The organism is Stenotrophomonas sp. STEN020, assembly GCF_056760195.1.
In genome coordinates, this window is record NZ_JBRREI010000057.1 from 17168 (window position 1) to 28475 (window position 11308).

An 11308-nucleotide genomic window follows, 5' to 3' on the forward strand; every position below is an offset into this window, starting at 1 on the left:
TGTTCCTTACAGGCGTTGGCGGACTGCCTCGAACAATGCCACACCCGTCGCCACGGATACATTGAGGCTCTCAACGTCGCCGGGCATCGGGATGCGCACCAGCTGATCGCAGGTTTCGCGGGTCAGGCGACGCATGCCGTCGGCTTCGCCGCCCATCACCAGCGCCACGTTGCCGCGCAGGTCGAGCTTGTGGATGGTGGTATCCGATTCACCGGCCAGGCCGTAAACCCACACGCCCAGCTTCTGCATGTCCTTGATGCAGCGGACCAGATTGGTCACCGACACCACCGGAATGCTGTCGGCCGCACCAGCGCTGACCTTGCGCACGGTCGCATTGACCGGGGCGCTCTTGTCCTTGGGAATCACCACCGCGGTGACGCCAGCGGCGGCGGCGCTGCGCAGGCAGGCGCCGAGGTTGTGCGGGTCCTGCACCTCGTCCAGCACCAGCACCAGCGCCTTGCCTTCGGCCGCTTCGATCAGGCCCTTCAGCTCATTCTCGTCCCACAGCTTGGGTGCGGCATAGCGCGCGACCACGCCTTGGTGGCGGACCTGGCCAGCCACGCCGCCCAGCGCCTGGGCGTTGACCTTGCGTACGTCGATGCCCTTGCGCAGGGCTTCTTCCTCGATTTCAACGAGGCGCGGGTTCTTGGCGCCGGCCTCGATCAGGACCTCGCGGACGTTTTCGGGGTCTTTTTCGATCGACGAAGCAACGGCATTGACGCCGACGATCCACTGGTTCTGCTTGCTCATGGGCGTCACATGGGGACTTCTGGGGGTGGCAATGGTAGGCCGATTCGGCCCGGACCGCAGCTGCCACCGGCCTGCGGGGTGCGGGAAAGGCGACCTTCGCTGCTGCGAGGGCCGCTTCCGGCATCAATACTTCTGCTTGGTGCGCTTGGCTGGCTTGCCCCGTTCGGGCAGCGGCGCCGGTGCCGGCGGGTCCACCTTGCCGTCCTTGTCCTCGACCAGACGGAAGTCGATCTTGCGCTCTTCCATGCTGGCCTTGAGCACCAGGATGCGGACCCGGTCACCAAGCCGGAACTCGTTGCCACGACGGTCGCCGCTCAGCGTCTTGCGGATCGGGTCGAACTGGTAATAGTCGTGCGGCAGCTGGGTCACGTGGACCAGGCCATTGACCTTGGACTCGTACAGTTCGACGAACAGGCCGAAGCTGGTCACGCCGCTGATCACGCCATCGAACTGGCTGCCAACGTGCTTTTCCATCCATGCCGCACGGAAGCGCTCGTCGACCTCGCGCTCGGCCTCATCGGCGCGGCGCTCACGCTCGGAGCATTGCAGCGACAAGGCCGCCATTTCGCGCGGGGTATAGGTGTACTTGTCGAGCGGACCGCCGGTCAGCGCGTACTTGATCGCGCGGTGCACCAGCAAGTCGGGGTAGCGACGGATTGGCGAGGTGAAGTGGGCGTAGGCCTCCAGCGCCAAACCGAAGTGACCGTTGTTGTCCGGCGAATACACCGCCAGCGACTGGCTGCGCAGCAACACCGATTCCAGCAACGCCGCGTCCGGGCGCTCGCGCACCTTCTTCAGCAGCTTGGTGTAATCGCCCGGCTGCACCTTGCTCCACGCCGGCAGACTCAGCTTGAATTCCTTGAGGAACTCCAGCAGGTCGGCGAACTTGGACTCCGGCGGCCGCTCATGCACGCGGAACGGCGCCGGCACATGCTTGGACAGCAGGTAGCGCGCGGCCTCCACGTTGGCGGCAATCATGCATTCCTCGATCAGCTTGTGGGCGTCGTTGCGCACCATCATGCCGGCCTGGGTGACCTCGCCACGGTTGTCCAGCACGAAGCGCACTTCCGAGGATTCAAACTCGATCGCGCCACGGCGCTCGCGCGCCTTGGACAGGATGCGGTAGAGCTGGTGCAGGTTCTGGATCTGCGGCAGCAGCGGGCCGATGAAGGCCTTGGTGTCCGCGTCGTCCTCGCCTACCGCTGCCCACACCTGCGTGTAGGTCAGGCGTGCGTGTGAATTCATCACCGCTTCGTAGAACTTCGACTCGCTGACCTGGCCATCGCGCCCGATCTGCATGTCGCAAACGAAGCACATGCGGTCTTCCTTCGGCCGCAGCGAGCAGATGCCGTTGGACAGCGTCTCCGGCAGCATCGGCACCACGAAACCGGGGAAGTACACCGAGGTCGCGCGGCGCTGGGCTTCGTCATCCAACGGCGTGCCAGGACGCACATAGTTGGAGACGTCGGCAATGGCCACCACCAGCCGGAAACCGTCGCGGTTCGGCTCGCAATAGACGGCGTCATCGAAGTCCTTGGCGTCTTCACCATCGATGGTGACCAACGGCATCGAACGCAGATCGACACGCTTGCCGATCATCGACGCTTCCACCGTCAACGGCACGGCCGTGGCTTCGTCCAGCACTTCCGGCGGGAACTCGTAGGGCAGCTCATGGCCGTGGATGGCGGTTTCCACCACCAGCGACGGGGTCAGCTTGTCGCCGAGCACGGCAATGATCTTGCCGATTGGCGGACGGCGCGAATCCGGTGCATGGGTCAGCTCGCAGACGACCAACTGCCCGTCCTTGGCGCCACCAGTGAGGTCGCCCGGGATCTGGATGTTGCGCTGGATGCGCTTGTCATCCGGCACCACATAGCTGATGCCTGCCTCGATGCTGAAATGCCCGATCAGACGGTTGACGCCACGTTCCAGCACGCGAGCGATGGCGCCTTCACGGCGGCCACGGCGGTCGATGCCGGTGACATTGGCCAGTGCACGATCACCGTGCATGACCTTGCGCATCTCGTATGGCGACAGGAACAGATCGTCGCCGCCTTCGTCCGGGCGCAGGAAGCCGAAGCCTTCCGGGTTGGCAATGACCACACCGGGGATCAGGCTCAACTGGCTGACCGGCGCGAAACCGCCACGGCGGTTCTGCACCAACTGGCCGTCGCGCACCATCGCGCCGAGGCGCTTGGACAATGCGTCAGCACGATCCGGCTCGGTCAGGCCAAGCTGGGCTGCGATTTCATCAGCGTTCTGCGGGCCTTCGCAGCGGTCCAGCAACTGCAGAATGGCCTCGCGGCTGGCGATCGGCTGCGCGTAGCGCTCGGCTTCGCGCGATGCATAGGGATCATCGAAGGCGGCAGTCGGCGGACCCGGCTTGCGACGGCCACGCACGAAACTCTGCGGCGCAGCGTCGTCGGTGAACTTGCGTTTGCCCGGCTTGGCCGCGCCGGAGCGGGCCGGGCCAGCCTTGCCTGGCTTGGCGCCGGCGAACTTGGAGCCGCTGGGCTTCGCAGGTGCGGACAGACTCTCCGGCATCCATGGCGGCAGCTTGGCGGTTTTTGCTTTGGGGGCTTTGCCCGGCGCCTTGCCCGGCTTGCTGCCGGTGGCGGACTTGCGGGCCTTGTCAGCCCCAGTGGTCTTTTTGTTTTTCATCAGCCTCCATGGTACATGGACCAAGGTGTACAGGGTGCGCACACGATCACTGCAGATGTTTGTGAAAAAGCGTTGACAAAGATCGCCATCCTCTGCAGAATTCGCGGCCTGAAGTGCCCAGGTGGCGGAATTGGTAGACGCACTAGCTTCAGGTGCTAGCGGGGGCAACTCCGTGGAGGTTCGAGTCCTCTTCTGGGCACCACGTTTCAAGATCAAACCCGCGAAAGCGGGTTTTTTCGTTTCCGGGGTTTGGGAACTGCAGCTGGAAAGCCCGCTCTTCCCAAAACTGTTGACGGCACCAGAAACGTCCTACATAATCTCGCTCCTGAGTCGCCCAGGTGGCGGAATTGGTAGACGCACTAGCTTCAGGTGCTAGCGGGGGCAACTCCGTGGAGGTTCGAGTCCTCTCCTGGGCACCATGACTCAAACGAAACAACCCGCGAAAGCGGGTTTTTTTGTGCCTGCAATTTGTAGTGCCGAGCCATGCTCGGCAGAAGCTTTACCAGTAAAGCCATTGCCGAGCATGGCTGGGCACTACACAACAGCGAAGCCCGCAATCCATCGGATTACGGGCTTCGCTGTAGTTTCATTGCTATCGGCTTCGCGGCTTACGCCGCTCCCACAAACAAGGATCAGTGCCCGCCTGCCGATGCTGCGCCAGCGCCCGCACCAAACGGCGGCTTGGCCAGCCACACCAGGCCGATGATCAACAGGAACACCCAGCCCAGCAGCAGGAAGATGTCGTTGAAGCCCATCTGCGAGGCCTGGTGGTTGATCATCTCGTTGAGCACCGCTGCACCATGTTGCAGGTCGCCCTGCCCCATCGCGCTCACCTGCTGATGCATGCCCGGATCGTACAGCGACACATGTTCGGTCAGATCAGCATGATGTTGTTGAGTCCGACGCGCCCACAACCACGTGGTAAGCGACGCCGCGAAACTGCCCGCCAAGGTCCGCAGGAAGGTCGCCAGGCCGGAGCCGGCGGCGATCTCGCGCCCATCAAGGTCGGACAGCAGAATCTGCAGCACCGGCATGAAGAACAGCGCCAAACCAACACCCATCAGCAGCTGCACACCAGCAACGTGTTCGAAGTTGACCTGCAGGTTGAAGCCCGAGCGCATGAAACTGGTCATCGACAACACGAAGAACGCAATCGTCGCCAGGTAGCGCATGTCCACCTTGTGGCCGAACTTGCCCAGCACCGGCGCCACCATGATCGGCAGGATGCCTAATGGTGCAGTCGCCAGACCGGCCCAGATCGCGGTATAGCCCATGTCACGCTGCAACCACTGCGGGATCATCAACGCCACCGAGAAGAACGCGGCGTAACCCACAATCATCGCCAGCGTGCCTGCCCGGAAATTGCGATGCCGCAGCAGCTTCAGGTCAACGATGGGGTCCTTGTCGGTCAGCTCCCAGATCACGAATACCGCCAGCATCACCACCGCGATGCAGGTCAGCACCACGATCTTGGTCGAGTTGAACCAGTCTTCTTCGTTACCCAGGTCCAGCATCAGCTGCAGGCAACCGACGCCGATCACCAGGGTGACCAGACCGACGTAATCCATCTTCGGCCGCTCGGTAGTTTCCACGCGATGACGCAGCTGACTGCCGACCACCGCGGCAGCGATGACACCGAGCGGCACGTTGATCAGGAAGATCCATTCCCAGCTGTAGTTGTCGGTGATCCAGCCACCGAGGATGGGACCGGCAATCGGCGCGACCACGGTGATCATCGCCAACAAGGCCAGCGCCTGCCCGCGCTTCTCCCGTGGATAGATCGACACCAGCAGCGACTGGGTGATTGGGTACATCGGCCCAGCCACGAAGCCCTGCAGCGCGCGCGACACCACCAGCATGCCCATGCTCTGGGCGATGCCGCATAACAGCGAGGCGATCGAGAACGCGATCGTCGCCCATATAAATAATTTGACCTCGCCGAAACGACGACTCAACCAGCCGGTCAGCGGCAAAGCAATCGCGGTGCTCACCGCAAACGAGGTGATCACCCAGGTCGCCTGTTGCGAACTGGCACCGAGGTTGCCGGCAATGGTGGGCAACGAGACGTTGGCGATGGTGGTATCCAGCACCTGCATGAACGAAGCCAGGGCCAGGCCAGCCGTGCACAGGGCTACATTGGCCGGCCCTGCACCCGCCGCAGGTGCGGCCGGCGCCGTGGGAGCTTGAGCGGACATGGTGACCTCAGCTGGCGCGCGCGGACGGCGGCAGGTTGTCCTGGATGATGCTGTGGATCATGGCGTCGGCATCATGCAGCTGCTTGGTATAAACCTCAGTGCCGTACACCGTGCCCTTGGCCACGTCAGCCGGCAGCACCGTGCCCTTCTGATCGTGCAGATTGACCTCGGCCTTCATCGACAGGCCAAGACGCAGCGGATGCTCGGCAAGCTGCTTGGCGTCAATGGTGATACGCACCGGAACCCGCTGCACGATCTTGATCCAGTTGCCGCTGGCGTTCTGCGCCGGCAGCAATGAGAACGCCGAGCCGGTACCCAGGCCGAGATTGGTGATGTGGCCCTTATAGGTCACATCGCCGCCGTACAGGTCCGAGCGCAGCTCCACTTCCTGGCCCAGGCGCATATGACGCAGCTGGGTTTCCTTGAAGTTGGCATCCACCCACATCTGCTCGGCCGGCACCACCGCCATCAAGGCAGCACCCGGCTGCACGCGCTGGCCAACCTGCACCGAGCGGCGTGCGACATAGCCACTCACTGGCGCAACGATGCCGGCGCGGGCCTTGTTGAGGTAGGCCTGGCGCAACTGCGCGGCCGCAGCCTGCACGTCTGGCTGGGTAGCGATGATGGTGTCATCGACCAGCGCGCGACTACGCTCAACGGTTTCGCGCGAACCAGCGACGGCAGCTTCGGCAGCGGCCAGTTCGTCACGGGCGTGGGCCAACTCTTCGTTCGAGATCGCACCGGTAGCTGCAAGGTCACGACGGCGGGCGAAGTCTTCGCGGGCACGCTTGACCGTCACCTGCCGCGCGTTCAACTCCGCCTGCGCACCTTCCACGCTGCGGTACAGGCCGCGCACCTGGCGCACGGTGCTGGCGAGGTTGGCCTGCGCCTGCTGCATGGCCACTTCGGTATCGGCCGGGTCCAGCTGCACCAGCAACTGGCCCTGCTCTACCTTCATGCCGTCGTCGGCAGCGATGGACACCACGGTGCCGGTGATCTGCGGGGTGATCTGCACCTGGTTGCCGCCAACATAGGCGTCGTCGGTTTCCTCGGCCCAGCGGCCCAGGAAGTAGTACCAGGCAGCAAACGCCACCAGCAGGATCAGGATGACGAACAACAGGCCGCGCAGCAGCTTGCCGCGACGGCTGGGAGCGGCGGTTGCCGCTTCGGGGGAGGAGGTCTGGCTCATGGGGGAGGCGTCTCAGGAATTCGAATTGGCGTTGATGGCAACAGCAGGTTCGGCAGCGGCGTCAGGCTGGAAGCCTCCGCCCAATGCCGCACTCAGACGCACCGAGGACAGCAGCCGTTGCGACTGCAGGTTGCTCAGTTGCTGCTGGGTGCGTAGCAACTGGTCCTGGGTGCTGAGCACGTCCAGGTAATTGCCGATGCCGGCGCGGTAGCGTTGCTGGGCAAGGTCATGGGCGGCCTGGGCGGTAGCCTGTGCCTGCTGCTGGGCCTGCACCTGCTCGGCCAACGAGCGCAGTGCGGTGACCTGGTCGGCCACGTCGCGCAGCGACTCGACTACGGTGTGGTTGTAGTTGGCCACCGCTAGGTCGTACTCGGCATCGCTGCCGGCCAGGCCTGCACGCAGGCGGCCGCCGTCGAAGATCGGCAGGCTCAGCGCCGGTGCCAGCAGGCCGAAGGTGGAGCCACTCTGCAGCAGGCTGTCCAGGTTCTTCGACACCACGCCGCCCAGTGCGGTCAGGTTGAGGCTTGGATAGAAGCGGGTTTTGGCGACCTTGATCTGCTTGTCTGCCGCTTCCACGCGCCAGCGCGCAGCGACGACGTCCGGACGACGCCCCAGCAGTTCGCTGGGCAATACGCTTGGCAGCTGCAGGGCCAGCGGATTCAATTCGGCAGGAACAGCAATATCCAAGCCGCGATCCGGGCCCTGCCCCAGCAGCGCCGCCAAGGCGTTGCGGGCGGAATCGATCTGCTGCTGCGCGGCCAGCTGCTGCTGTCGGGCCAGCGGCAGTCGCGCCTGCGCCTGGGTTACCTGCAGGTTGCTGTCGATGCCGGCGCGGCGGCGTTGGTTGGTCAGCTCAAGCGTCTTTTCGGCGCGCGCAAGTTCGTCATTGGCAACCTGCTGCAGTTGCCCGGCGTGGGCCAGCTGCACATAGGTCTGGACGATGGCGGCCGACAGATCCAGCCGCGCTGCCTGCGCATCCACCGTCGAGGCATGGACGCTGCCCACTGCCGCTTCCCAGTTCGCGCGCTTGCCGCCCCACAGGTCAACGCCGTAGCTGAAATTGGCCACCGCCTGCACGCTGCCCATGTAATCGCCGCCGAGATCTCCGGCCATCGATTCCGGCAAGGTCAGCCCGGTATAGCCGGGCGCCAGCGACAGGCTGGGCTTGCGCTCGGCATTGGCGCCGGATGCCTGTGCCTGTGCCTGCCGGAGGCGTGCATCGGCCGCTTCCAGTGAAGGATTGCTGCGCAGGCCTTCAGCCACCAGCGCATCCAGCTGCGGGTCGCCGAGCGCCCGCCACCAATCAGCGGCCGGGAAGCCGGCAGCACTGAGCGGCGCAGCGGCCAGGCTGCGCCCGGACTGCAGGCTATCGGCATCGAGCAGATGGCCCTGCGGTTGCAAACCACGGCTGCTTGCGCAGGCCGCAAGCGCCAACACCAAGGCACCCAACAGCAACGGGCGCGTGTAGTTCAAGGGAGAGATTTTCATGGGGGAGAGAGAGCGTCCCGTACTCGGGTCAACAGGGAAAACAATTGGTCATGCTCAGCGGCAGTCAGGTCGCCCAGGGCCAGATCCATGATCCGGTCACCGCGCACCTTGAGTTGCTGCCACAGGGCTCGACCTTCGTCGGTCACTACGATCTGCAAGGCCCTTCGGTCCTGCGCATGCGTCTCACGGCGCACTGCGCCCAGGGCCTCCAACCGATCCAGCAGACGGGTGACCGCGCTGGGCACCTGGTTGATGGCCTGGCCGAGCTCGGCGGCAGTACACGGCGCCATCTGCGAGAGCACCTTCAGCCCTACGTAATGGGTGAAGCCAATGCCCAGGCCTTCCTCGGCCATGGTCGCGTCGAGCTGGCGCACCAGCCCGTCGCCCACTTGGCGCATCAGCAGGCCAAAGCTTGGGGGTACAGATATAGGGGGGTTCATGCGGCAACATTTTATTTCCAACTGGAAATATATTCCATGGAATATTTTCACCAAGAAATGAATTCACCGTTACGCATATGTAGCGAATCGATGACAACACCTTCACCCGGACAGTCGTCGCGCTTGGCATCGTCGCCGCCATCCGGATAATTGTCGGATCAGGCAGCCGGCGGCCCCCGCCTTGGCTCCGCACAACAGGTAGCACCCACCCGCAATGACTGAGTCTGCACGCCCCGCTTACCATGGCTTCGAACAGCAGCCACTGCGCGAATACGCTGAACGCGCCTATCTTGATTACTCCATGTACGTGGTGTTGGACCGCGCCCTGCCGTTCATCGGCGACGGGCTCAAGCCGGTGCAGCGCCGCATCGTCTATTCGATGAGTGAACTGGGCCTGGGTGCCGGGGCCAAGCCCAAGAAGTCCGCCCGCACCGTCGGTGACGTCATCGGTAAGTACCACCCGCACGGTGACAGCGCCTGCTACGAAGCGCTGGTACTGATGGCGCAGCCGTTCTCGTTCCGCTACCCGCTGATCGAGGGCCAGGGCAACTTCGGCTCCAGCGACGACCCCAAGTCGTTCGCGGCCATGCGTTACACCGAATCCAAGCTGACCCCGATTGCCGAGGTGCTGCTGGGCGAGCTGGGCCAGGGCACCACCGACTGGACCCCGAACTTCGACGGCACCCTGGAAGAGCCCACCTGGCTGCCGGCACGCCTGCCGCACCTGCTGCTCAACGGCACCACCGGCATCGCCGTGGGCATGGCCACCGACGTACCGCCGCACAACCTCAATGAGATCGTCAGCGCGCTGGTGCGCCTGATCGACGAGCCGGACGCCACCGTCGCCGAGCTCTGCGAGCACGTGAAGGGCCCGGATTACCCGACCACCGCCGAAATCATCACCTCGCCGTCGGACCTGCGGAATATCTACGAGACCGGCAATGGCAGCGTGCGCGCGCGTGCCACCTTCAAGAAGGAAGGCAGCAACATCGTCATCGATGCGCTGCCGCACCAGGTCTCGCCGTCCAAGGTGATCGAGCAGATCGCAGCGCAGATGCGCGCCAAGAAGCTGCCGTGGCTGGAAGACATCCGCGACGAATCGGACCACGCCAACCCGGTGCGCGTGGTGTTGATGCCGCGCTCCAACCGCGTCGACGCCGAGCAGCTGATGGGCCACCTGTTCGCCATCACCGACCTTGAGCGCAGCTACCGCGTCAACCTCAACGTCATCGGCCTGGACGGCCGTCCGCAGGTCAAGAACCTGAAGATGCTGCTCAGCGAGTGGCTGCGCTTCCGCCAGGACACGGTCACCCGCCGCCTCAACCATCGCCTGCAGAAGGTCGAGCGTCGCCTGCACCTGTTGGAAGGCCTGCTGGTTGCCTTCCTCAACCTGGACGAAGTGATCCGCATCATCCGCACCGAGGACGATGCCAAGGCCGCGCTGATCGCGCGCTTCGCATTGAGCGAAGACCAGGCCGAGTACATCCTGGAAACCAAGCTCAAGCAGCTTGCGCGCCTGGAAGAAATGAAGATCCGCGGCGAGCAGGATGAGCTCGCCAAGGAACGCGACAAGATCCTGTCGATTCTGCAGAGCAGCGCCAAGCTCAAGAAGCTGGTCAAGGACGAACTGCTGGCCGACGCCAAGAAGTTCGGCGACGAGCGCCGCTCGCCGCTGGTCCAGCGCGGTGCTGCCCAGGCCATCGACGAAACCGAGCTGGTGCCCAGCGAGCCGATGACCGTTGTGCTGTCGGAGAAGGGCTGGGTGCGCGCAGCCAAGGGCCACGACGTCGATGGTTCGACCCTGAACTACCGCGACGGCGACAGCCTGCTGGCGGTGGCGCGTACGCGCAGCACCCAGCAGGTGGCCTTCCTCGATACCGAGGGCCGCGCCTACTCCACGCCGGTGCATACCCTGCCCTCGGCGCGCGGCAATGGCGAGCCGCTGACCGGCCGCTTCTCACCGGCCTCGGGCAGCAGCTTCGTTACCGTGGCCAGCGGCGACAACAACACCCGCTTCGTGTTGGCGTCCACCCATGGTTATGGCTTCGTCACCCGCTTCGAGAACCTCACCGGCCGCAACAAGGCAGGCAAGGCGATGCTCAACCTGTCCGCAGGTTCGGCAGTACTGACCCCGTCCTTGGTCGCCAATCCGGAAACCGATCGCATCGTCGCGGTCACCAGCGCCGGCAACATGCTTGTCATCCCGGCCAGCGAGCTGCCTGAGCTGGACAAGGGCAAGGGCAACAAGATCATCGAGATCCCCAAGGCCAAGCTCTCCACCGAGCGCGTGGTCGCGGTGGTCGCGGTAGGCCCGGGCAACACCCTGCAGGTGCGCAGTGGCCAGCGCACCATGAACCTGTCGTTCAAGGACCTGGAGACGTATCTGGGAACGCGGGCGACGCGCGGGCATTTGTTGCCGCGAGGGTGGCAGAAGGTTGAAGGGCTGGAAGTTCAGTAATAAAAGGAGGCCGGGCAATGCCCGGCCTTTTTTTTGACTGTTTTTTGTGGGGGCGGGGGGGGGCGCGGCCGCGCCGCCCCCCCGCACCCCCGCGCCCCCTACCACAACGATGATAGCGAGTATCGAA

General features: G+C 64.2%; 7 protein-coding genes and 2 tRNA genes. 3 read left to right on the forward strand and 6 right to left on the reverse strand.

Going from position 1 to position 11308, the window contains the following annotated elements:
* Positions 1-6: 6 nt before the first annotated feature.
* Together rlmB and rnr are read right to left on the reverse strand one after the other, a co-directional pair.
* Positions 7-750: a 23S rRNA (guanosine(2251)-2'-O)-methyltransferase RlmB gene (gene rlmB / locus ACVOLZ_RS18610; protein WP_296252531.1), complete on the reverse strand. Its 744-nt coding sequence runs from the start codon at positions 748-750 to the stop codon at positions 7-9.
* A 123-nt stretch (positions 751-873) separates the two neighbouring features.
* Positions 874-3411, reverse strand: coding sequence for a ribonuclease R (gene rnr, locus ACVOLZ_RS18615; RefSeq protein ID WP_481517420.1), 2538 nt, complete (start codon positions 3409-3411; stop codon positions 874-876).
* Positions 3412-3526: 115 nt separating this feature from the next.
* Between rnr and ACVOLZ_RS18620 the strand changes: the two genes are divergently transcribed.
* A tRNA-Leu gene (locus tag ACVOLZ_RS18620) sits at positions 3527-3613 on the forward strand.
* A 130-nt stretch (positions 3614-3743) separates the two neighbouring features.
* A tRNA-Leu gene (locus ACVOLZ_RS18625) sits at positions 3744-3830 on the forward strand.
* 213 nt (positions 3831-4043) lie between these two features.
* Here ACVOLZ_RS18625 and ACVOLZ_RS18630 read toward each other — a convergent pair.
* From ACVOLZ_RS18630 to ACVOLZ_RS18645, 4 genes are read right to left on the reverse strand one after another with little or no spacing between them, the layout of a single operon-like run.
* Entirely contained in the window at positions 4044-5606 is a 1563-nt protein-coding gene (locus tag ACVOLZ_RS18630) for a DHA2 family efflux MFS transporter permease subunit (RefSeq protein ID WP_481517421.1), read from the reverse strand.
* A 7-nt stretch (positions 5607-5613) separates the two neighbouring features.
* Positions 5614-6795: a multidrug transporter gene (locus ACVOLZ_RS18635; protein ID WP_481517422.1), complete on the reverse strand. Its 1182-nt coding sequence runs from the start codon at positions 6793-6795 to the stop codon at positions 5614-5616.
* Between the two features lie 12 nt (positions 6796-6807).
* Positions 6808-8283, reverse strand: coding sequence for an efflux transporter outer membrane subunit (locus ACVOLZ_RS18640; RefSeq protein ID WP_481517423.1), 1476 nt, complete (start codon positions 8281-8283; stop codon positions 6808-6810).
* On the reverse strand, positions 8280-8723 hold the full coding sequence (locus ACVOLZ_RS18645; RefSeq protein ID WP_481517424.1) for a MarR family winged helix-turn-helix transcriptional regulator: 444 nt from the start codon (positions 8721-8723) through the stop codon (positions 8280-8282). Before ACVOLZ_RS18645 ends, ACVOLZ_RS18640 begins: the two co-directional genes overlap by 4 nt.
* A gap of 214 nt (positions 8724-8937) precedes the next feature.
* Between ACVOLZ_RS18645 and parC the strand changes: the two genes are divergently transcribed.
* Positions 8938-11181, forward strand: a complete 2244-nt coding sequence (parC, locus tag ACVOLZ_RS18650) for a DNA topoisomerase IV subunit A (protein ID WP_481517425.1) — start codon at positions 8938-8940, stop codon at positions 11179-11181.
* Positions 11182-11308: the final 127 nt, after the last annotated feature.